At 56.6% G+C, this 22,456-nt stretch carries 18 protein-coding genes and 2 tRNA genes; 8 read left to right on the forward strand and 12 right to left on the reverse strand.

The window, feature by feature from the left end:
* Window positions 1-3 precede the first annotated feature (3 nt).
* The 8 genes from folK (at window position 4) to AP059_RS07135 (ending at window position 10,902) form a co-directional block, all read left to right on the forward strand.
* Window positions 4-513 carry a 2-amino-4-hydroxy-6-hydroxymethyldihydropteridine diphosphokinase gene (folK, locus tag AP059_RS07100; RefSeq protein WP_048366020.1) on the forward strand — a complete coding sequence of 170 codons (510 nt, stop codon included), beginning with the start codon at window positions 4-6 and terminating at the stop codon, window positions 511-513.
* 194 nt (window positions 514-707) lie between these two features.
* The gene (gene panB / locus AP059_RS07105; protein ID WP_059762549.1) at window positions 708-1,508 is read left to right on the forward strand and encodes a 3-methyl-2-oxobutanoate hydroxymethyltransferase; all 801 of its coding nucleotides are present in this window, start codon (window positions 708-710) and stop codon (window positions 1,506-1,508) included.
* Entirely contained in the window at window positions 1,505-2,365 is an 861-nt protein-coding gene (panC, locus tag AP059_RS07110) for a pantoate--beta-alanine ligase (RefSeq protein ID WP_059762551.1), read from the forward strand. The genes panB and panC overlap by 4 nt, the downstream gene beginning before the upstream one ends.
* A 256-nt stretch (window positions 2,366-2,621) precedes the next feature.
* Window positions 2,622-4,286, forward strand: a complete 1,665-nt coding sequence (gene pgi / locus AP059_RS07115) for a glucose-6-phosphate isomerase (RefSeq protein WP_059762554.1) — start codon at window positions 2,622-2,624, stop codon at window positions 4,284-4,286.
* A gap of 47 nt (window positions 4,287-4,333) precedes the next feature.
* Window positions 4,334-5,209 (forward strand): oxygenase MpaB family protein, encoded by an 876-nt coding sequence (locus tag AP059_RS07120; protein ID WP_059762557.1) that lies wholly within the window; start codon window positions 4,334-4,336, stop codon window positions 5,207-5,209.
* Between the two features lie 141 nt (window positions 5,210-5,350).
* On the forward strand, window positions 5,351-6,532 hold the full coding sequence (locus AP059_RS07125; RefSeq protein ID WP_059762559.1) for an acetyl-CoA C-acetyltransferase: 1,182 nt from the start codon (window positions 5,351-5,353) through the stop codon (window positions 6,530-6,532).
* A 320-nt stretch (window positions 6,533-6,852) separates the two neighbouring features.
* Window positions 6,853-7,866, forward strand: coding sequence for a class I SAM-dependent rRNA methyltransferase (locus AP059_RS07130; protein ID WP_059762561.1), 1,014 nt, complete (start codon window positions 6,853-6,855; stop codon window positions 7,864-7,866).
* Window positions 7,867-7,977: 111 nt separating this feature from the next.
* Window positions 7,978-10,902 carry a DUF748 domain-containing protein gene (locus tag AP059_RS07135; protein ID WP_059762563.1) on the forward strand — a complete coding sequence of 975 codons (2,925 nt, stop codon included), beginning with the start codon at window positions 7,978-7,980 and terminating at the stop codon, window positions 10,900-10,902.
* Between the two features lie 519 nt (window positions 10,903-11,421).
* On the opposite strand, the gene AP059_RS07140 is transcribed toward AP059_RS07135, so the two are convergent.
* The 12 genes from AP059_RS07140 to tpiA form a co-directional block, all read right to left on the reverse strand.
* Window positions 11,422-11,781, reverse strand: coding sequence for a BON domain-containing protein (locus tag AP059_RS07140; protein ID WP_059762565.1), 360 nt, complete (start codon window positions 11,779-11,781; stop codon window positions 11,422-11,424).
* A gap of 293 nt (window positions 11,782-12,074) precedes the next feature.
* Entirely contained in the window at window positions 12,075-14,180 is a 2,106-nt protein-coding gene (gene pnp, locus AP059_RS07145; protein ID WP_048402589.1) for a polyribonucleotide nucleotidyltransferase, read from the reverse strand.
* Between the two features lie 226 nt (window positions 14,181-14,406).
* Complete coding sequence (gene rpsO, locus AP059_RS07150) at window positions 14,407-14,676, reverse strand: 30S ribosomal protein S15 (RefSeq protein ID WP_048366010.1); 270 nt, start codon at window positions 14,674-14,676, stop codon at window positions 14,407-14,409.
* A 164-nt stretch (window positions 14,677-14,840) separates the two neighbouring features.
* On the reverse strand, window positions 14,841-15,758 hold the full coding sequence (truB, locus tag AP059_RS07155) for a tRNA pseudouridine(55) synthase TruB (RefSeq protein WP_048366009.1): 918 nt from the start codon (window positions 15,756-15,758) through the stop codon (window positions 14,841-14,843).
* 3 nt (window positions 15,759-15,761) lie between these two features.
* Entirely contained in the window at window positions 15,762-16,163 is a 402-nt protein-coding gene (gene rbfA, locus AP059_RS07160; protein WP_047277524.1) for a 30S ribosome-binding factor RbfA, read from the reverse strand.
* A gap of 158 nt (window positions 16,164-16,321) precedes the next feature.
* Entirely contained in the window at window positions 16,322-18,823 is a 2,502-nt protein-coding gene (gene infB / locus AP059_RS07165; protein WP_059762567.1) for a translation initiation factor IF-2, read from the reverse strand.
* Window positions 18,824-18,850: 27 nt separating this feature from the next.
* Window positions 18,851-20,332, reverse strand: coding sequence for a transcription termination factor NusA (nusA, locus tag AP059_RS07170; RefSeq protein WP_059762570.1), 1,482 nt, complete (start codon window positions 20,330-20,332; stop codon window positions 18,851-18,853).
* A gap of 47 nt (window positions 20,333-20,379) precedes the next feature.
* On the reverse strand, window positions 20,380-20,838 hold the full coding sequence (gene rimP, locus AP059_RS07175; protein WP_048366006.1) for a ribosome maturation factor RimP: 459 nt from the start codon (window positions 20,836-20,838) through the stop codon (window positions 20,380-20,382).
* Window positions 20,839-20,980: 142 nt separating this feature from the next.
* A tRNA-Met gene (locus AP059_RS07180) sits at window positions 20,981-21,057 on the reverse strand.
* 96 nt (window positions 21,058-21,153) lie between these two features.
* Window positions 21,154-21,239: transfer RNA gene (locus tag AP059_RS07185), tRNA-Leu, on the reverse strand.
* 28 nt (window positions 21,240-21,267) lie between these two features.
* Entirely contained in the window at window positions 21,268-21,651 is a 384-nt protein-coding gene (gene secG, locus AP059_RS07190; protein ID WP_059762572.1) for a preprotein translocase subunit SecG, read from the reverse strand.
* Between the two features lie 4 nt (window positions 21,652-21,655).
* A complete protein-coding gene (gene tpiA / locus AP059_RS07195) occupies window positions 21,656-22,411 on the reverse strand; it encodes a triose-phosphate isomerase (protein ID WP_059762574.1) in 756 nt (251 codons plus the stop codon).
* Window positions 22,412-22,456 lie beyond the last annotated feature (45 nt).

Below are 22,456 nucleotides of genomic sequence, written 5' to 3' on the forward strand. Positions count from 1 at the left end.
GTGATGGAACGCATCTACATTGGAATGGGCAGTAATCTGGCTGACCCGGCCGAGCAATTGCGCAACGCGGTAGAGGCGATTGCGCAACTGCCCAACTCGGTGTTTGTCGGGGTCTCAGCGTTCTATCAAAGCGACTCCCTGCTGCCAGGCCAACCGCGTTACACCAACGCAGTGGCAACCATCGAGACTCACATGGCCCCCCTTGAGCTGCTCGATGCTTTGCAAGCCATCGAAAACGACCAAGGCCGTGAGCGACTTGAGCGCTGGGGGCCGCGCACGCTGGACCTCGACATCCTGCTGTTCGGCAATCAGCTGATCGACGAGCCTCGGCTCAAGGTCCCGCATTACCACATGCACGCCCGTCCTTTCGTGCTGTACCCCTTGGCCGAGCTGGCGCCCGCTTCGCTCAAACTGGCCGATGGCCGCAGCCTTGAACAACTTCTCAAAGACTGCCCCTTTGTCGGTCTTGAGCGCCTGCCCGGCTTAGCTGAATCGAATCAATTAGCGCGGTAACACATCGGCGGTAACACCTCTAATTGACTTCCCGTGTCCTCGTCACGACTATAGGCATCCCGCTGCCACCTACCCGGTGGCGCAATGTGAAAAGCAGGCCGTTTAGCACCTCTATAAAGGTGTGCCTGCTTATAACGATGAATCACGCGCGTTGCTCGCAGTGGTTATCGCACTGCCTGACGAGGATCCTTTTCATGCCAGCTATTACCCTGACCACCCTGCAAAGCCTTAAGCAAAAAGGTGAAAAAATCACCATGCTGACGTGCTATGACGCCACCTTCGCACATGCCTGCAACCAGGCCGGTGTAGAAGTGTTACTGGTGGGCGACTCCCTGGGCATGGTCTTGCAAGGGCATGACAGCACCCTGCCTGTTTCCAACGATGACATGGCGTATCACGTGGCGTGCGTTAAACGCGGCAATCAGGACGCCCTGATACTCGCCGACCTGCCTTTTATGGCGAACGCCACCCTTGAGCAAACGCTGAACAACAGCGCACAACTTATGAGGGCGGGCGCGCACATGGTCAAGGTCGAAGGTGCCGTCTGGCTGGCCGAATCCATCCGCCTGCTGACTGAGCGCGGCATTCCTGTGTGCGCGCACATGGGCCTGACGCCACAAACGGTAAACGTATTGGGCGGTTACAAGGTACAAGGCCGTAACGAAAACCAGGCACGCCAGATGCGTGCAGATGCGATTGCACTGGAACAAGCCGGTGCCGCCATGTTGCTGCTCGAATGCGTGCCAAGCGAACTGGCGAAAGAAATCACCCACGCGGTGAAAATCCCTGTGATCGGCATCGGCGCCGGCAGTGATACCGACGGTCAAGTGTTGGTGCTGCATGACATGCTTGGCTTGTCCTTGACTGGCCGCGTGCCAAAATTCGTGAAGAACTTCATGGCCGGCCAACCTGACATTCAATCGGCTCTCAGCGCCTACGTGACTGAAGTCAAAGCCGTCAGCTTTCCTGGCACCGAACACGGATTCTCTGCATGAACACAGTAAAAACCGTTCGCGAGTTGCGCGCAGCCATCGCCCGCGCACGTAGCGAAGGCAAACAAATCGGCCTGGTACCGACTATGGGTAACTTGCACAGCGGCCATGCCGCGCTGGTCAGCAAGGCGGCGCAGCAGGCCGATTTCGTGGTCGCGAGCATTTTCGTCAACCCTCTGCAATTTGGGGCCAACGAAGACCTCGACACCTACCCGCGCACCCTCGCTGCCGATCAGGAAACACTCCTGCAAGCAGGCTGTAACCTGCTGTTTGCTCCAACGGTGGATGAAATGTACCCCCACGGGATGACGGGGCTAACCCGCGTCACTGCGGCTCAATTGAGCAATGAGCTCTGCGGCAGCCGTCGCCCTGGGCATTTCGATGGCGTCACCACGGTCGTCAACAAACTGTTCAACATGGTTCAGCCCGATCTGGCGATCTTTGGTCAGAAGGACTACCAGCAATTGGCCGTTATTCGCGCCATGGTGCTCGACCTGAACATGCCCGTCCAAATCATCGGCGAACCGACTGTACGCGCCGAAGACGGTTTGGCCTTGTCCTCGCGCAATGGCTACCTGAATGAAGAGCAGCGTGCCTTGGCGCCTGCCCTGTATCGCCACCTGCGCGAAATGGCAGACGCCATCAAAGCCGGTGAACGCGACTACGCCACGCGGGTGACCCAACAGGCGGCCCACCTTGAAGCCATCGGGTTGCGAGTGGATTATCTGGAAGTTCGCCACGCAACGACGTTGCTGCCCGCGCAAACCAGTGACCGGGATCTGGTCATTCTGGTCGCGGCCTATTTGGGCACTACGCGCTTGATCGACAACATCCACCTGAACCTGGACAACACGCTCTGATTGATAGCTGGCGCGTCAGCCGCACCCGATAAAGAAACACTGAAACGATTCACCGGGCATCACACGGTCGTGACAAAAGTTACAGCCCGGCGTCAGACAAAGCCAAGACAGATGCAGGCACTAGGGTTAATGTGATCGCCCTGCTTGTGTCCGATGTGCATTTGCAGGTCAACCGATGCCTCCCGAGGTTAATCAGGAGGTTTCGGGGTTTTCAGTGTCCAACAGGCAGTTCAAGCAAAAAAGGATATCCGCAGCGATGGCGTACTACCGCACTCCTCACGACGTTACCGCTCTGCCCGCTTGGCAAGCGTTGAAGCAACACCGCGCCAGCATGCAAAACTTCAGCATGCGCGATGCGTTTAACAGCAACCCAAAACGTTTTGAAGATTTCACCCTGAGCAGCTGCGGGCTGTTTTTGGACTATTCAAAAAACCTGATCACTGACCAAACCCGTTCGTTGCTGGTCGATCTGGCCAACGAAGTCGATCTTCAGGGCGCGATCAAATCGTTATTCTCGGGGGAGATCGTCAATGCCTCCGAAGGCCGTCCGGCCTTGCACACCGCGCTGCGCCGCCCAGTAGCCGACAAGCTGTCGGTCAACGGTGCGGACATCATGCCCGAGGTGCACAAAGTCCTGAACAAGATGACCGAGCTGGTCGGTCGCATTCACGAAGGCCTGTGGCGCGGTTACACCGACAAACCGATTACCGACATCGTGAACATTGGCATCGGCGGCTCGTTCCTTGGCCCTGAGCTGGTGTCCGAAGCGCTGTTGTCCTACGCGCAAAAAGGCGTTCGCTGTCATTACCTGGCGAACATCGACGGCAGTGAATTCCACGAGCTGTCGCACAAGCTGCGCGCCGAAACCACGCTGTTCATCGTGTCGTCGAAATCGTTCAACACCCTCGAAACCCTCAAAAATGCCCAAGCGTCCCGCGCGTGGTACTTGGCGCAAGGCGGTTCGGAAGCTGAACTGCATCGCCACTTCATCGCCGTGTCGAGCAACAACGAGGCCGCGGTCGCGTTTGGTATTCGCGAAGAAAACATCTTCCCGATGTGGGACTGGGTGGGTGGGCGTTATTCGCTGTGGTCGGCCATCGGCTTGCCAATTGCCCTGGCGATCGGCATGTCCAACTTCAAAGAACTGTTGTCCGGCGCCTACAGCATGGACCAACACTTCCAGACCGCCCCGTTCGAACAGAACATGCCGGTGTTGATGGCAGCGCTTGGCGTTTGGTACGGCAACTTCTGGGGCGCGCAAAGCCACGCGATCCTGCCGTACGACCACTACCTGCGCAACATCACCAAACACTTGCAGCAGCTGGACATGGAATCCAACGGCAAAAGCGTGCGTCAGGACGGCACCCCCGTGTCCACCGACACCGGCCCGGTGATTTGGGGGGGCGTGGGCTGCAATGGCCAGCATGCGTATCACCAGCTGCTGCACCAAGGCACCCAATTGATTCCGGCCGATTTTATCGTGCCGATTGTCAGCTTCAACCCGGTCGCCGACCACCATCAGTGGCTCTATGCCAACTGCCTGTCGCAAAGCCAGGCCCTGATGCTGGGCAAAACCCGCGCCGAAGCCGAAGCCGAATTGCGCGAACAGGGCATGCCCGAAGACGCCGTGCAAAAGCTCGCGCCGCATAAAGTGATTCCGGGCAACCGTCCAAGCAACACCTTGGTGGTTGAACGCATCAGCCCGCGTCGCCTTGGCGCGCTGGTGGCGCTGTATGAGCACAAAGTGTTCGTGCAAAGCGTGATCTGGGGCATCAACGCCTTCGACCAGTGGGGCGTAGAGTTGGGCAAAGAACTGGGCAAAGGCGTTTACTATCGCCTCACCGGCAGCCTCGAAGAGCCTGCCGATGATGCGTCAACGCAAGGCCTGATCAACTACTTCCGCGGTCGCCATCGCGGTTGATTGAGCGCCAGCCAGTCTTCACGACTGGCTGGCGGCACCGAGACGCCATGGAATTTATCCGCCGCCCCATCGAACGCCAAATCATGAGTCTGACCGGCCTTTCGCTCGGCCAGCTCGACCTCGAAAACCCCAAGGGCGACCCCGGCCTGTTCGGCCCCGACTCCATCAGCTGGCAAGTACACGGTGATTTCACCAGCATGCTGATCGGCGGCATCAGCGCCCTGATGCTGCAAGCCTTGCACCCTCTGGCACTGGCCGGGGTGTGGGATCACTCCAATTTCAGACTCGACATGCTGGGGCGATTGCGTCGCACTGGCCAGTTCATCTCTGGCACCACTTTTGGCTCCTCAGGCGATGCCGACTGGCTGATCGACAAAGTACGCCGCATTCACCTGCAAGTGACCGGCACCGGACTTGACGGCCGGCCCTATGCTGCCAGTGACCCGCAATTACTGACGTGGGTGCATGTGGCGGAAGTCAGTAACTTCCTTGCCGCTCATTTGCGCTATCGCAATCCGGATTTGTCCCCAGCCGATCAAGACCGTTACTACGACGAAATTGCCGTGGTCGCTGAACGCCTGGGCGCTACAGACGTGCCCCGCTCACGCCAGCACATCGCAGACTACCTGCAAGCCATACGCCCGCAGTTGCTGTGTGATGAGCGCAGCCATGAAGTGATTCGCCTGTTGCTCAACGCCCCGGCCCCCAGTTTGCTGGCCAAACCATTTGCCGCGTTGATGATGCAAGCCGGCATCGACTTGCTGCCCGACTGGGCCAGTGATCAGTTGGGGCTACATCAACGTCCGCCGACACGCACGCTGATCCGCGCCACAGTCAACAGCACTGCGCCGGTTCTGCGCTGGGCAGTGCGCAATGGCTCGGTACAAAGGGCGCAGCGACGCATGGGCCGGTACGGTGGGTAACCGCCGTGCCATCACACAAGGACGCTCATCTCTGTGCGCCAGCCGTGACGAGACGATGCCGCTGTTTGTATGCCACCATGGCGCTTGATTCCTACCGCTGCGTCTGACGCGGCCTCTCCAATAATAATCAGGACTCCCGCTATGCAAGACGTTGTCATCGTTGCCGCTACCCGCACTGCCGTCGGCAGCTTTCAAGGCTCACTGGCCCATGTACCCGCTGTCGACTTGGGCGCCGCGGTCATTCGCCAACTGCTCGAAAAAACCGGTCTGGAGGGTGCACAGGTCGATGAAGTCATCATGGGGCAAGTCCTCACCGCGGGTGCAGGTCAAAACCCGGCACGCCAGGCAGCCATCAAGGCCGGCCTGCCATTTGCCGTGCCAGCAATGACGCTCAACAAAGTCTGCGGCTCCGGGCTCAAAGCGCTGCATTTGGCTGCCCAGGCCATCCGTTGTGGCGACGCTGACGTGATCATCGCAGGCGGCCAGGAAAACATGAGCCTGTCCAACTACATCGTGCCCGGCGCCCGAACCGGCCTGCGCATGGGCCATAGCCAAATCGTCGACACCATGATCAGCGATGGCCTGTGGGATGCATTCAATGATTACCACATGGGCATCACCGCAGAGAACCTTGTGGATAAGTACGGCATCAGTCGCGAAGACCAGGATGCCTTTGCCGCCGCCTCGCAGCGCAAAGCCATCGAAGCCATTGAGACCGGGCGTTTTGTGGACGAAATCACGCCGATTTTGATCCCGCAACGCAAAGGTGATCCGATCGCGTTTGCCACAGACGAACAACCGCGCGCGGGCACGACGGCCGAATCGCTGGCCAAGCTTAAACCTGCGTTCAAAAAAGACGGATCTGTCACAGCAGGTAATGCCTCCTCACTCAATGATGGTGCAGCCGCCGTCATGCTGATGAGTGCGACCAAAGCCCGTGAGCTGGGTTTACCGGTACTGGCTAAAATCGCGGCCTACGCCAACGCCGGTGTAGACCCGGCCATCATGGGCATTGGTCCCGTGAGCGCGACTCAACGCTGCCTGACTAAAGCAGGCTGGACGCTGGCGCAACTGGACCTGATCGAGGCCAACGAAGCCTTCGCGGCGCAAGCCTTGTCGGTCGGCAAAGCGCTGGATTGGGACGCGAACAAGGTCAACGTCAACGGGGGGGCAATTGCCATTGGTCATCCGATTGGCGCGTCGGGCTGTAGGATTCTGGTCACCCTGCTCCACGAAATGCTCAAGCGTGACGCTAAAAAAGGCCTCGCCACTTTGTGCATCGGCGGTGGACAGGGTGTAGCTCTGGCGCTCGAACGCGAATAACGGCCACCTCAGGGCGTAAAGCCTCGCTCATGTATAGCCCGTAGCGCTGACGGGTGATGCGAGGCTGCGTCCGGCGGCAAAACCGTCGTAAATTCCATGTGCGCGATGTACCCGCAATACCATTTTCTAAGGCAGGTCGACGGCTTCGCCCTCGGACGTCGCCTCCGGCAACTGTTACACACACCAACAGTCCATCCTTTTACGCCTCGATAGCGTCTATACGAACAGCGTAGCCAGCCCGATGAGGCTGTGCGCACCCCTAAACCTTCACGCGATTCTGTTAAACTCGCGCGCCCTATCTGTCCCCCAAGGCGCAACGCATGTCTTCCTTGAATCAGGCGCTGCGCGCCGCCCTCGATAACCGTCACGACTTGCTGGCCGAGCTGCACGCTCAAAGCACTGACTGTTATCGCCTTTTCCACGGCAGCCAGGAAGGCGCTGGCGGTCTGACTATCGACCGCTACGGCCCGCAACTGCTGGTGCAAAGCTTTCACCAGCGCCTTGAGCGCGATGATTTGCTGCAATTGCATGAAGCAATCAATCGGCACTTGGGCCTGGAACTGCTGCTGGTCTACAACGACCGCTCTCAGGGCAATTCACGTATTGATCGCGAAGACACCGTCTACCGCGCCGAAGACGCCGCATTGGCAGACATGATCGGCCACGAATGGGGCCTGAAGTACCGTGTGCGCGGCCGTCACGCGGGGCAAGACCCTCTGCTGTTTCTCGACCTGCGCAACGCGCGCGGCTGGGTCAAACAGCACAGCGCCGGCAAGCGCGTGCTTAACTTGTTCGCCTACACCTGTGGCGTTGGCTTAAGCGCTGCGGCAGGCGGCGCAAGCGAGGTCTGCAATCTGGACTTTGCTGAAGGCAACTTGGCGGTCGGACGCGAAAACGGGCTGCTAAATCCCGAATTGCCCACGATGAAGTTTGTGCAATCGGACTATTTCGCTGCCATTCGCCAACTGGCGGGATTGCCGATTATCCAGCGTCGCCACAAGCTGCCCGCTTACCCGCGCATGGATCAGCGTGAATACGACCTGGTGCTGCTGGACCCTCCCGCGTGGGCCAAGAGTGCTTTCGGCACGGTAGACCTGTTGCGCGACTATCAAAGCCTGCTCAAACCCGCGGTATTGGCCACCGCGCCGGATGGCGTGCTGATCTGTTGCAATAATCTGGCGAAAGTCAGCATGGACGACTGGCGCGAGCAAGTCCTTCGCTGTGCTGAGAAAGCCGGCCGCCCTGTCCGGGACTGGCAAGTGCTGAATCCGGCCAGCGACTTTCCGTCAATGGACCAGCAGCCGCCACTAAAGACGCTGATCCTACAGTTCTAAGCGCCTAATCTCGCACGCAAAAAGTCCTACTAAAAATAAGGCGATCGTCTCGGAACCAGAATCGCGTGCCATACTCCAAGGCACTCCCGACTGCTATAGACGACGCCTCACATGCCCAAAGGATTGATTCGCGCCATTGGCGCCGTGCTGACTGCCCTCGCACTTTATAGCTTGCTGGGTTTTTTGATCCTGCCCGGCATTGGCTTACGCATCATCAACCAGCAGTTGGCCAACTACGCCACCGTGCCCGCCAGGCTCGACCGACTGGAGTTCAACCCGTTCAGTCTGGAGCTGACACTGTGGGGGTTCAAGGTCGGTGAGCCGGGCAAGGAGCAAGTAGGCTTCGAGCGCCTGTACACCAACGTGCAAGCCGACAGCCTGTGGACAAAAGCCTTGCACCTGGCAGACGTGCAACTGGACAAACCCAAGACGCAGCTGTTGTTCAGCAAGGACGGCACGCTGAACCTGACCCAATTGTTCACGTTACCTGCCAGCAAACCTGCGCCCCAGACACCTGACAGCAACCCCTTCCCCCTGCGTATCGACCGCATCGGGCTGGCGGGCGGCTACCTGCATTTTGCTGACTTGCGCCCAAGCGAACCGATCGAGTTTTTGTATGACTCATTGGATCTGGAACTGAAAAACCTCAGCACGCTGCCCGATGACAACGCTGACATGACCTTAGTGGCGGCCGGGCCAGAAGGCGGCCGCATTGACTGGACCGGCACCTTGAGCCTGGTGCCCATTGCATCCGAAGGCACGCTCAAAGTGACTGACGGCAAGATGAAAGTCTGGTGGCCCTATGTGCGAGACGCCCTGCCGCTGGTACTGGAAGACGGGGTGCTGAACTTCAGGACCGACTACACACTGAATCTGTCCAAAGAAACCGAAATGGTCCTGAGCAACGCCTCGACCAGTATCGCCCCGTTCAAAATCAATGCACCGGACGGTCGGCCGCTGGCGCGGCTTGAGCGCCTGGACGTCAGTGATACCCGCGTAGACCTGGCCAAGCAGCAAGTGGTGGTCGGTAAAATCAACAGCAAAAATCTTGAGACTTGGGCCACGCGCGAAGCTGACGGCCAACTTGACTGGCAAAAATTGTTTGCCGGCCAACCGACCAAAACCTCATCCAAAGCCGATGGGCCAGTCACCGTTGAAGCCCCAAAACCGGCACCTGTCGCCCCCAGCAAACCGTGGCAAGTATTGCTCAAGGATGTGCAGCTACGCGATTACCGCGTGCATTTGGCAGATAAAGAACCAAAAACCCCGGTCGCGCTGGACATTGGCCCGTTGAACCTGGACCTGAAAAACTTCGACAGCCTCAATCAGTCACCTTTCAACCTGAAACTCGACACCGGGATTGGCAAGCAAGGCAAGCTCACTGCCAGCGGCGAGATCAATCTAAGCCCGATCAGTGCCAAGCTCAACGTCACCACCCAAGACATCGACCTGCGCGTGGCGCAGGCTTACATCGACCCCTTTATTCGCCTGGAACTGCGCAGCGGTATGCTGGGCAGCGATCTGGCAGTCAACCTGAAAAGCGTCGAGCCACTCGCTTTCAGCGTGGAGGGCAAGGCACAGGTCGACCAACTGCACACACTCGACACCCTCAAAAACCGCGATTTTCTCAAGTGGCAACGTGTGGTACTGGAGAACTTGAATTATCAGCACGGTGACAGCCTGTCGATTGCCAAAGTCAACCTGGCGCAACCGTACGTGCGCTTCATGATCAACGATGATCGCACCACTAACATTGATGACCTGCTGATCCCGCAACCCGCCGACACAGGCGCCAAAAAGGCGACCAAACCCGCCACCAGCAAAGAAAAACCATTGGGCATTCATGTGGGAGGCATCGCGATCAATGACGGGTCGGCCAACTTCGCAGACTTCAGCCTCACGCCCAACTTCGCCACTGCCATTCAGCAACTCAACGGACAGATCGGCACCATCGACAGCCGACAAGCCAAACCGGCGAGCGTCAACATCGCAGGTAAAGTCGACCGGTATGCACCCGTGACGATCAAAGGCAGCGTCAACCCTTTCGACCCCATGGCCAGCCTGGATATTGCCACCAGTTTCAAGCGCGTCGAGCTGACAACCCTGACGCCTTACTCGGGCAAATTTGCGGGCTACCGCATCCGCAAGGGTCGCCTGAATCTGGACCTGCACTACTTGATCACCAAGGGGCAGCTCAAGGCCGAGAACAAACTGGTGGTCGAGCAATTGCAACTGGGCGAAAAGGTCGACAGCCCGGATGCCGTGGATCTGCCGATCAAACTCGCGATTGCTTTGCTCAAGGACACCGACGGCAAAATCTCCATCGAGCTGCCCGTCACGGGCGATTTGAATAACCCGCAATTCAGCGTGATGCCAATTGTTTGGCAAACTCTGCGCAACCTAGTGCTGCGCGCCGCTCAGGCCCCCTTCAAGTTCATTGGCGGGCTGATCAGCGGCGGTGGCGCTGAAGACCTGGGTACCGTGGCCTTCGCACCAGGTTCAAGCGAGCTGAGCCCTGACGCGCAAAAAGCGCTGACCACATTGGCTGCGGCGCTCAAAGAACGCCCGGCACTGCGCCTTGAGATCGAAGGCACCGCCGCACAAAGCAGCGACGGCCCGCTCATTGCACAAGAACGCCTGGAACGCGAATACCAATACAACTACTACAAAATCCTGCAACGCCGAGGCGACAAAGTGCCAGCACAGGCTTCATTACTGAAAGTGCCGGATGATGAAAAAGGCCCATTGCTTGAAGGTATCTACCGCACCCGCCTGAAACAGCAGCCGCCAGCTGAGTGGGCTAAATTGAGCCGTGACGAACGTGCGAAAAAGATGAGTGACGCATTGATCGAATTCTGGAGCAAAAGCGAAGTGCTGTTGCGCCAACTAGGGCAAGACCGCGCCAGTAGCATCAAGGACTTCTTGGTGGACAAAGGCCAATTGGCAGATGAGCGCGTGTACTTTGTGGACGCAACCTTGGGCGAAGCTGAAAGTGATGGCCGGGTGATTTCACCGTTGCACCTGGACAGTGAGTAATTAAGCGGCGGTGAAGATATACAGGAGCGTGCTTGCTCGCGATTGAAATACTGCGGTGGTCAGATGCCGCTCGCAGCAAGCCTGCTCCTCACCGGTGTAGCCACTGAGTAAAAACGTCCCATCGCTCACGCGCGACGTGAGGTTGTGCAGCCAGCGCAATCTCCTTCCCTTTCGACCTACGACGTACGCCGCAGCTTCAAGCCTCGACAGCTGTGACAATGCGTACAGACATAACCCGTAGGAGCCTACGAGAAATACGAGACGCTGATCCGCAGCAGAGCCGCCGTCGTACCATTCAACGAGGCCCGGTTCGCGCCAGATCGCAGCCTTGTGCCTCGACCGCCACTATTGAATTTGGAAGGCCCATCCTTCGCCCAAATAGAACAGCCCCCGACGCAAGCGCCGAGGGCTGTAATGGCCACATCCGTGTGGCCGTCGCATGAACCTATTTCGAAAGCTTCAGGTGCGCAGCTTCAAGCACCTGATCCGGCTTTCCCCCGGTTCTACGAGAAAGGGTTATTACTCAGCTTTCAGACCATCAGCAGCAACGGCTTTCACGCCTTTAACTTTCTTGGCAATGTTCACTGCGGTGGTTTTCTGTGCCTCAGTCACTGCAACAGTGGAGGACAGAGAAACAACACCTTTGTTGGTTTCTACTTTGATGTCAGTACCTGGAATGCCTTTTTCGGTCAGCAGGTCAGATTTAACTTTGGTCGTGATCCAAGTATCAGAAGTAGCTTCTTTAGCTTTAGTCATTTCGCCAGCAGCGACGACCATTGGGGCTTGGGTAGTCGACTGAGCAGCAAATGCGGCATTGGCCATGGTCAGGGTCAGCGCGGTGGCAGTTGCAGTTGCAGCAGCGATAGCGAACTTCTTCATACGAGTAACTCCTGTCTTCTTTAGAATCTGCGCCGTCATCTGGCAGCAGGGTTATGTGTAATATTGCAGGGCTTGTGCCAACTTTATAAAAACAATAAACCCTTATAAAACAGATACTTAGAAGAACTCGATTTTTTCTTACTCGTGCAGATTGCATGACTTGCCCTGCCAGCTACATGCAAGTTGCGGTATTTTCGTCATGGCCTTTGGCCCGTGATGTTGCCGATCTTTTCTTCACACATAAAAAAAGGATCCCGAAGGATCCTTTTTTAAAACACAGGTTTTAGAGGCGATTAAGCTTCCGAAGCCTTGGCTGCTGCGACGTCCTTGATGGACAGTTTGATGCGGCCGCGGTTATCCACGTCCAGCACCAACACTTCCACTTCCTGACCTTCTTTCAGAATGTCAGTCACTTTCTCAACGCGAGCATCGCTCAGCATGGAGATGTGAACCAGGCCGTCTTTACCAGGCAGGATGTTAACGAATGCGCCGAAGTCGACGATACGCTCAACCTTACCGATGTAGATTTTGCCGATTTCAGCTTCAGCGGTGATACCCAGAACGCGCTGGCGCGCCGCTTCTGCTGCTTCTTTGGTTTCGCCGAAGATCTTGATCGAACCGTCGTCTTCGATGTCGATCGAAGCTTTGGTTTCTTCACAGATTGCACGGATAGTCGCGCCACCTTTACCGATAACATCACGGATTTTGTCGGTGTCGATTTTCATCGCGATCATCGTCGGTGCATTAGCCGACAACTCGTTGCGCGAGACAGCAATGATCTGGTTCATCTGACCCAAGATGTTCAGGCGAGCGTCCAGGGCCTGGCCCAGTGCGATCTCCATGATTTCTTCGGTGATGCCTTTGATCTTGATGTCCATCTGCAGCGCAGTAACACCTTTCGCGGTACCCGCTACTTTGAAGTCCATGTCACCCAGGTGGTCTTCGTCACCCAGGATGTCGGTCAGAACGGCGAACTTCTCGCCCTCTTTAACCAGACCCATCGCGATACCGGCAACAGGTGCCTTCATTGGCACGCCAGCGTCCATCAATGCCAGGGAAGCACCGCACACCGATGCCATCGAGCTGGAACCGTTGGACTCAGTGATTTCCGATACGACACGGATGGTGTACGGGAACACGTCGGCAGCAGGCAGCATGGCCTGAACCGAACGACGCGCCAGACGGCCGTGACCGATTTCGCGACGACCTGCGCCACCCATACGACCACACTCACCTACCGAGAACGGAGGGAAGTTGTAGTGCAGCATGAACGGGTCTTTTTTCTCGCCTTCCAGGGTGTCCAGCAGCTGTGCATCACGGGCAGTACCCAGAGTTGCAACAACCAGAGCCTGAGTTTCGCCACGGGTGAACAGAGCCGAACCGTGGGTTTTAGGCAGAACGCCAACTTCAATGTTCAAAGGGCGAACAGTTTTGGTGTCACGACCATCGATACGCGGCTTGCCGTTAACGATGTTTTCGCGAACGGTGCGGTATTCGATTTCGCCGAACGCCGCTTTCACTTCGCTGGCAGAAGGCTGGCCTTCTTCACCGGACAACTTGGCAACCACCTGGTCTTTCAGCTCGCCCAGACGCGCGTAACGATCAGCCTTGACGGTGATGGTGTAAGCCTGGGAGATCGCTTCGCCGAATTCGGCACGGATAGCGCCCAACAGTGCGGTAGCTTCTGGGGCAGCAGCCCAGTCCCACGTTGGTTTTGCAGCTTCGGCAGCCAGCTCTTTAACAGCCTGGATAACAACCTGGAATTCGTCGTGGGCGAACAGTACGGCGCCCAACATTTGGTCTTCGGTCAGCTCTTTAGCTTCCGATTCAACCATCAATACGGCTTCGGACGTACCGGCAACAACCATGTCCAGGCTAGAAGCAGCCAGTTGCTCGTAAGTCGGGTTCAGCAAGTAGCCAGTGCTCTCGTGGTAAGCAACGCGAGCGGCGCCGATTGGACCATCGAAAGGGATACCGGAGATAGCCAGCGCAGCCGAAGTACCGATCATCGCAGCGACGTCCGGATCGGTTTTCTTGCTGGTGGACAGCACGGTGCAGACAACCTGCACTTCGTTCATGAAGCCTTCAGGGAACAGCGGACGGATCGGACGGTCGATCAGTCGCGAAGTCAGGGTTTCTTTCTCGGAAGGACGACCTTCACGCTTGAAGAAACCGCCCGGGATTTTACCCGCGGCGTAGGTTTTTTCCTGGTAGTGAACCGACAGAGGGAAAAAGCCCTTGCCTGGATCAGCTTGCTTGGAGCCGACGACAGTCACCAATACGCTGACGTCATCGTCAACAGTGACCAATACAGCGCCGGAAGCTTGACGGGCGATACGGCCTGTCTCGAGGGTTACGGTCGACTGACCGAACTGGAATTTTTTGATAACCGGGTTCACGGTGTCCTACCTTCTCTTTGTGGCTCTTGGGGAACGGGTTTCTTGCGAAATGCTTGGGCAATGTCGGGCATTGGCCCGACTCAAGATGCTTACGAAAACGGCCAGCAGGGCAAGCTTTCGTAAAGATCCGGCTAGTCCAGATAAAACTTGAGGCTGGAAGCCTGCCGCAAGCCTGTAGGAACCCCACAGACACACAACAGACAACCAGCCTCTAGCAACATCGCTATTAGCGACGCAGACCCAGGCGAGCGATCAGCGCTTTGTAACGCTCAACGTTCTTGCCTTTGAGGTAGTCCAGCAGCTTACGACGCTGGTTTACCATACGGATCAGACCACGACGGGAGTGGTGGTCCTTTTTGTTTTCTTTGAAGTGACCCTGCAAGGTGTTGATGTTGAAGGTCAGCAGTGCAACTTGCACTTCTGGAGAACCTGTATCACCTGGCGCTTGCTGGTAGTCTTTTACGATTTCTGCTTTGTGTTCGATTGTCAGTGCCATGAGGCATTTCCTTTCATAAAGGGGCTCTGCTTGCGCGCAAGACAGATCCAATAGGCCGAGGACAAATCCTCGTATTTAAAAATGAGATGTGACCGTGCCTAATAACAGCCACCCTCGTTTCAGTTCGGCCCGCAACAATGAAATCCCGGCCCGTCCTGCTCCGGTCATTCTGACCGAATCAGTCGACGCGGCGCTATGCGCCCGTCTTCGCTCACTTCACCGATACCGATAAAGCGACCGTTGTGATCTTGTACCCGCACCATGCCGAACTTGGGTGCATCGGGAGCACGTACCGGCTGGCCGTTGAGCCAGTAGAATGCGCTGGCTTCCGAAAAGTGCAGCAATGGCCAATCCAGCAAGCCGCTGTCGGAGGGCATCAGGAAGCGGTCAACAGCTTCATTGCCACCTTCTGCATGCACAGCTTCCAACTCTTCCAGCGTCACCGTCTGGGCCAGACTGAAAGGTCCGGCATGCGTGCGGCGCAACTCTGCAACATAAGCCCCGCACCCCAATTGCTCACCGATATCTTCCACGAGGGTGCGGATATAGGTGCCTTTGGTGCAGTCGACAGCCAGACGCGCGGTGTCGCCTTCGCTGGCCAGTAATTCGAGGCGGGTAATAGTAACAGAACGCGGTTCACGCTCCACCACTTCGCCTGCACGGGCCAGCTTGTAAAGCGGCTGACCATCGCGCTTGAGGGCAGAGTACATCGGGGGTATCTGACTGATTTGCCCACGAAACTTGGGTAAAACAGCTTCGATATCGGAGCGACCAACGGTCACGGGGCGGGTCAGCAAAACATCGCCTTCCGCATCCGCAGTGGTGGTGGTCTTACCCAATTGCATCAAGGTTTCATAACCCTTGTCGGAATCGAGCAGGTATTGCGAAAACTTGGTGGCTTCGCCAAAGCACAACGGCAATACGCCGCTGGCCAAAGGATCGAGGCTACCTGTGTGCCCGGCCTTTTCGGCATTGAGCAGCCAGCGGACTTTCTGCAAGGCCGCGTTGGAGGTGAACCCAAGCGGTTTGTCGAGCAGGATGATACCGCTGACGTTACGACGGATACGCTTGACCTGAGCCACCGGTTACTCCTTGGTGTCTTCAGGAGCCGTCGCATCAGGGTGCTGATTGTCTTCAGCCACCGCACGCTCGATCAAAGCAGACAGGTGCGCGCCACGGACAACGCTTTCGTCGTAGTGGAAGTGCAGCTGTGGAACGCTACGCAGCTTCATTTCGCGTGCAAGTTGCATGCGCAAGAAACCGGCAGCCGAGTTCAGAACCTTGATCGTTTGAGCGATATCTTCAGCGTTGTCCTGGCCCATCACAGTGATGAAGATTTTGGCGTGACCAACGTCACGGCTGACTTCAACAGCAGTAATAGTGACCAGGCCTACGCGCGGGTCTTTGACTTCACGACGGATCAGTTGTGCCAGCTCACGCTGCATCTGATCGCCGATACGTTGGGTACGGCTGTATTCTTTTGCCATGTCTTGTTACCTGTTACTCACCCATGGGAAACCCATGTGTTCTGAAAGCGGCAAACGCCCGGCCAGGCAGGAGCCGGACCGGGCGTTGCGTTTAGAGTCCGGGACGAGCCGCTGGCATTGGCATGCCGCTTTTCGTCCTGGCTCTTGAAGCTCGCGATTTAGAGGCTGCGAGCAACCTGGACCTTCTCGAACACTTCGATCTTGTCACCGACTTTAACGTCGTTGTAGCTCTTGACGCCGATACCGCATTCCATGCCGGCACGTACTTCGGCAGCGTCATCTTTGAAGCGGCGCAAGGATTCCAGCTCGCCTTCGAAGATAACGATGTCTTCACGCAGTACGCGGATTGGACGGTTACGGTGAACAACACCTTCAAGCACCATGCAACCTGCGATCGCACCAAACTTCGGCGAACGGAATACGTCGCGAACTTCGGCGATACCCAGGATATTTTCCCGGACGTCGCTGCCAAGCATGCCGGTGAGGGCCTTCTTGACGTCTTCGATGATGTCGTAGATGACGTTGTAATAACGCATGTCCAGACCTTCTTGCTCGACAATTTTGCGAGCGCCAGCATCAGCACGCACGTTAAAGCCGAACAATACAGCGTTGGAGGCGAGTGCCAGGTTAGCGTCGCTTTCGGTGATACCACCGACGCCGCCGCCTACTACGCGCACTTGCACTTCATCGTTACCCAGGCCGCTCAGAGCGCCCTGCAAAGCTTCCAACGAACCACGAACGTCAGATTTGAGGACGATATTAAGCGTCTTCTTCTCTTCCTGGCCCATGTTCTCGAAGATGTTTTCCAGCTTGCCTGCGTGAGCACGCGCCAGCTTCACTTCGCGGAACTTGCCTTGACGGAACAGGGCAACTTCACGCGCCTTCTTCTCGTCAGTCATTACGCTCATCTCGTCGCCAGCGTCTGGCGTACCGTCCAGGCCGAGAATCTCGACAGGGATGGATGGACCGGCTTCCTTGATAGGCTTGCCGTTCTCATCGAGCATGGCGCGGATACGGCCGTAGTTGGAACCGACCAGAACCATGTCGCCCTGGCGCAGTGTACCGTCCTGAACCAGAACAGTTGCAACCGGACCACGGCCTTTGTCCAGACGGGACTCAACCACTACGCCACGGCCAGGAGCCGATGGAGTTGCCTTGAGTTCCAGAACTTCAGCTTGCAGCAATACGGCTTCGAGCAAATCGTCAACGCCGGTACCCATTTTCGCCGAGACCGAAACAAACGGAGTGTCACCACCCCACTCTTCCGAGGTCACGCCGTGAACGGACAGTTCGCTGCGGATGCGATCGAGATCAGCACCTGGCTTGTCGATTTTGTTCACTGCAACAACCAGCGGCACGCCAGCTGCTTTCGCATGCTGAACAGCTTCGATGGTTTGCGGCATTACGCCGTCGTCTGCAGCCACAACCAGAATCACGATGTCAGTCGCCTTGGCACCACGTGCACGCATTGCGGTAAACGCAGCGTGACCCGGGGTATCGAGGAAAGTGACCATGCCGCGTTCGGTTTCGACGTGGTACGCACCGATGTGCTGAGTAATACCACCCGCTTCACCCGCCGCTACCTTGGCACGACGAATATAGTCGAGCAGGGACGTTTTACCGTGGTCAACGTGGCCCATTACGGTCACAACCGGTGCACGGGAGAACGACTCGCCTTCAAACTTCAGGGACTCGGCCAGGGAATCTTCCAGGGCGTTGTCGCTGACCAGAGTTACTTTGTGGCCCAGTTCTTCAGCAACCAGTTGAGCAGTTTCCTGATCAAGTACCTGGTTGATAGTCGCTGGAGTACCCAGCTTGAACATGAACTTGATAACTTCGGCAGCCTTGACCGACATCTGTGCAGCCAAATCGCCAACAGTGATGGTCTCGCCAATCTGTACATCACGTACTACAGGGCCGGTTGGGCTCTGGAAACCGTGTGCGTTGCGCTTCTTCAGCTTGCCCTTGCCACGACCACCGCGACGGAAGCTGTCGCTTTCTTCGTCGGAAGTACGCGGAGCAACACGTGGAGTCGGTGCTTTTTCTTTAACCGAGGCACGATGCGGAGCGTTTTTGCGATCGCCGTCACCACTACCGCGACGATTGTTATCGTCAGCACGTGGCTTGTCCGGGCGACGCTGTTCGTCACGCTTGCGTGCATCAACTGCTGGAGCCGGTGCGGCTGGTGCTGCGGCTTGCACAGGTGCAGGCGCGGCAACAGCTGGAGCAGCAGCAGGAGTAGATGCAGGCTGACGGCGCGCGTCTTCTTCGGCGCGACGCTTGGACTCTTCTTCAGCCTTTTGACGTGCGGCATTTTCTACTGCACGACGTTCATCCATCTCACGTTTGCGCTCGGCTTCAATTTCTTCCGGGCTTTGCTGTACGAAGACTTTCTTCTTGCGTACTTCAACGCTAATGCTTTTGCTGCCAGCAACACGCAGGGTACTGGTGGTTTTACGCTGCAAAGTGATCTTGCGCGGTTCTTCCACTTTAGCCTTGTGGCTGCTTTTCAAGTGAGTCAGCAGAGCTTGCTTCTCACTGTCGGTCACATTCTGCTCGGCGGCGTTGTGCGGCAGACCTGCCTCACGCATCTGCTGCAACAGGCGCTCAACCGGTGTTTTGACCTCATCGGCCAGTTGTTTCACCGTGACTTGCGTCATGCATTTCTCTCCTCAGGCCGCGCCTAATTACTCGAACCAATGGGCTCGGGCGGCCATGATCAACTTGCCGGCACGATCATCGTCAATGCCGTCGATGTCGAGCAGGTCGTCAATAGACTGCTCGGCCAGGTCTTCGCGGGTAATTACGCCGCGCACCGCCAGTTCCATCGCCAAATCCTTGTCCATACCCTCAAGCGAGAGCAGGTCTTCGGCCGGATGGGCGTCTGCCAGCTTTTCCTCAGTAGCGATGGCTTTAGTCAACAGTCGATCCTTGGCCCGAGCGCGAAGCTCGTTGACGGTATCTTCGTCAAAGCCATCGATGTTGAGCATTTCCTCCACCGGTACGTAGGCAATCTCTTCCAGGCTAGTAAAGCCTTCATCTACCAGAACCTGCGCCAGGTCTTCATCAACTTCCAGCTCTTCGATGAAGTTGCGCAGGATATCGCCGGTTTCTGCTTGCTGCTTAGCCTGGATGTCCGATTCGGTCATCACGTTCAAGGTCCAGCCGGTCAACTGGCTGGCCAAACGTACGTTCTGACCGCCGCGACCAATCGCCTGGGCCAGATTGTCTGCGCCAACGGCGATGTCCATTGCATGGGCATCTTCGTCGACGATAATTGCCGCCACTTCTGCTGGCGACATTGCGTTGATCACAAACTGCGCCGGGTTGTCATCCCAAAGGACGATATCCACTCGCTCTCCGCCCAACTCGCCCGATACTGCCTGAACGCGCGAACCGCGCATACCAATGCAAGCACCTTGCGGATCGATGCGTTTGTCTTTAGAGCGAACGGCTATTTTAGCGCGTGATCCTGGATCGCGGGAGGCCGCCATCACTTCGATCAGGCCCTCAGAAATTTCAGGCACTTCAATACGGAACAATTCGATCAGCATCTCAGGCGCAGTACGCGACAGAATCAGCTGTGGACCGCGGTTCTCAGTGCGAATTTCTTTCAGCAGTGCACGCAGACGTACACCCACGCGGAAAGTCTCACGCGCAATGATGTCTTCACGAGCCAACAACGCTTCTGCGTTATTACCCAGATCAACGATCACGTTGTCACGTGTAACTTTCTTAACGGTACCTGAAATAATCTCGCCCAGACGCTCGCGATAGGCATCAACGACTTGAGCGCGCTCGGCTTCGCGGACCTTTTGCACAATGACCTGTTTGGCCGTTTGTGCAGCAATCCGACCGAATTCGATAGAATCGATTTTCTCTTCGATAATATCGCCAGCTACAGCGCCTGGCTGTTTCGCCTGGGCCTGGTCTACAGCCAACTCGTATGCTGGATCATCCAGATCTTCGTCTTCGACCACAGTCCAGCGACGGAAAGTCTCATAGTTACCGGTGTGGCGATTGATTTCCACACGCAGTTCGACTTCGTCTTCAAAACGCTTTTTAGTCGCGGTGGCCAGAGCCAGCTCCAGCGCTTCAAAAATAACGTTTGCCGGTACGCCCTTTTCATTGGACACCGACTCAACAACCAGCAGTACTTCTTTGCTCATCGTACGCCTCGCCTTTCGCAAGCCATTGGATCCGCGGGATCCGCGTCTCAGTCAAAACTGGGAATAATGTTGGCCTTGTCGATCATATCGATCGGCAACAAGAACTCATGGTCGTCCACTTGCACCACGATGTCCTGCTCCTCTACGCCGCGCAGAAGGCCCTGAAAGTTGCGTCGCCCTTCAAATGGGGAGCGCAGCTTGATCTTCACTTGCTCACCGACATACTGGGCAAACTGTTCAAGAGTGAACAGCGGGCGCTCCATGCCAGGAGAGGAAACCTCAAGGGTATATTCAGCCGCGATAGGATCTTCAACATCCAGCACGCCACTTACCTGGCGACTCACGATGGCACAATCGTCCACCAATACGCCGCCTTCCTTGTCGATATACACACGCAACATTGAATGGCGGCCTTGAGCCGAAAATTCAATACCCCAGCATTCATAGCCAAGGGCCACGACCACCGGGGCCAACAAGTCCTGCAACTGTTCTAGCTTGCTCGACACCTGAACCCCCTAGTGCATGTTTGTGCATGCTGTGCAAAATGAAAAAATGGGCGAAGCGCCCATCTCTGAAACGTCGTTGAATACCGACGCTATAAAGTGTCCAGTTAACAAAAAGCCCCTGAATTAGGGGCTCCGCTAAAACTGGTTGCGGGAGCCGGATTTGAACCGACGACCTTCGGGTTATGAGCCCGACGAGCTACCAGACTGCTCCATCCCGCGACAAAGCTGGAGCGGAAGTATACGGTCGATCCTTTTCAGGGTCAATCCAACCTTCCACATACAAGAAAGCCCGCTATTGCGGGCATTCCTGATAATTGGTACCGAGAAGGGGACTCGAACCCCTACACCCTATGGGCACAACCACCTCAAGGTTGCGTGTCTACCAATTCCACCACCTCGGCAATACTACGTTACATCATGAAACCCGTTTTACTTTTGCTCTTGAGCTGGAGGCACGTCAGTCGCTGGAGTAGCCGACTTTTGCTCTTGAAGCACCGGCACATCATCTGAAGCCGGTTTTTGCACTGGAACTTCCAACACCGCTGGATCTGGCAAACCTACCTGAGTCAGCTCTTGAGCCTTCTCTTTAGCAAAGTAACCTAACCCCAAGCTGGTTATGAAAAAACCTGCGGCAAGTATAGCAGTAAACTTACTAAGAAAGGTAGAGGAACCTTGGCTTCCGAACACAGTATTTGAAGCACCTGCTCCGAAAGATGCTCCAGCATCCGCACCTTTACCCTGTTGCAGCAATACCAGAGCAATTACGCCCAATGCACCCAACAGATGAAAAACGACTACGACTGTTTCCAGCATTTTCTCAGTTTCCCGCGGCGCGACAGATCGCACCGAACTCATCTGCATTCAGGGAAGCCCCACCAATGAGCCCCCCATCGATATCCGGCATGCTGAACAGTTCGACCGCATTGGCCGCCTTCACGCTGCCGCCGTATAGAAGCCGCACACCTTGTGCCACTTCAGAATTCTGCTGCGCCAGCTGTGCGCGAATGGCCGCATGCACATCTTGCGCTTGCTGCGGAGAAGCTGTAAGCCCAGTTCCGATTGCCCAGACTGGCTCATATGCAATCACCGCCTTTGCAAAAGCATCAATACCAAATGCATTAATGACCGCATCCAGCTGAGCCTTTACAACTTCTAGCGTTTGCCCCGCCTCGCGCTGCTCCAGGGTCTCCCCTATGCACAACACTGGCATCAGACCCGCAGCCTGAGCCGCCGCAAACTTGCGATTGAGCGTTTCGTCCTGCTCACCCAAAATCAGGCGACGCTCGGAATGCCCAACCAACACCAATTTGCAGCCTGCATCTACCAACTGATAAGGCGAAACCTCACCTGTCAGAGCACCCTGCACCGACTCCACTGCAGCATCCTGAGCACCGACCGAAATCGCCGCACCTTCAAGGCCATTGATCACGCGATCAATGAACAAATCCGGCGGAAATACTGCAACATCAACATCGCCTGGCAAGGCCAGACCACGCAGACCGTCGATCAGCTTAGCGACGCTGGCGCGGGTACCGTGCATCTTCCAGTTACCAGCTACCATCATGCGACGCATGCTTTACCTCGTCGGTCAAAGTGGGCGCAGATGTTACCCAACCAC

It is taken from the genome of Pseudomonas sp. TAA207, from assembly GCF_001529285.1.
In the GTDB taxonomy this organism is placed as follows: Bacteria; Pseudomonadota; Gammaproteobacteria; order Pseudomonadales; family Pseudomonadaceae; genus Aquipseudomonas; species Aquipseudomonas weihenstephanensis.

Coding starts and splice junctions, on each gene's coding strand:
- folK (WP_048366020.1), top strand. CDS start 4: ATGGAACGCATCTACATTGGAATGGGCAGTAATCTGGCTGACCCGGCC.
- panB (WP_059762549.1), top strand. CDS start 708: ATGCCAGCTATTACCCTGACCACCCTGCAAAGCCTTAAGCAAAAAGGT.
- panC (WP_059762551.1), top strand. CDS start 1,505: ATGAACACAGTAAAAACCGTTCGCGAGTTGCGCGCAGCCATCGCCCGC.
- pgi (WP_059762554.1), top strand. CDS start 2,622: ATGGCGTACTACCGCACTCCTCACGACGTTACCGCTCTGCCCGCTTGG.
- AP059_RS07120 (WP_059762557.1), top strand. CDS start 4,334: ATGGAATTTATCCGCCGCCCCATCGAACGCCAAATCATGAGTCTGACC.
- AP059_RS07125 (WP_059762559.1), top strand. CDS start 5,351: ATGCAAGACGTTGTCATCGTTGCCGCTACCCGCACTGCCGTCGGCAGC.
- AP059_RS07130 (WP_059762561.1), top strand. CDS start 6,853: ATGTCTTCCTTGAATCAGGCGCTGCGCGCCGCCCTCGATAACCGTCAC.
- AP059_RS07135 (WP_059762563.1), top strand. CDS start 7,978: ATGCCCAAAGGATTGATTCGCGCCATTGGCGCCGTGCTGACTGCCCTC.
- AP059_RS07140 (WP_059762565.1), bottom strand. CDS start 11,781: ATGAAGAAGTTCGCTATCGCTGCTGCAACTGCAACTGCCACCGCGCTG.
- rpsO (WP_048366010.1), bottom strand. CDS start 14,676: ATGGCACTGACAATCGAACACAAAGCAGAAATCGTAAAAGACTACCAG.
- rbfA (WP_047277524.1), bottom strand. CDS start 16,163: ATGGCAAAAGAATACAGCCGTACCCAACGTATCGGCGATCAGATGCAG.
- infB (WP_059762567.1), bottom strand. CDS start 18,823: ATGACGCAAGTCACGGTGAAACAACTGGCCGATGAGGTCAAAACACCG.
- nusA (WP_059762570.1), bottom strand. CDS start 20,332: ATGAGCAAAGAAGTACTGCTGGTTGTTGAGTCGGTGTCCAATGAAAAG.
- secG (WP_059762572.1), bottom strand. CDS start 21,651: ATGCTGGAAACAGTCGTAGTCGTTTTTCATCTGTTGGGTGCATTGGGC.
- tpiA (WP_059762574.1), bottom strand. CDS start 22,411: ATGCGTCGCATGATGGTAGCTGGTAACTGGAAGATGCACGGTACCCGC.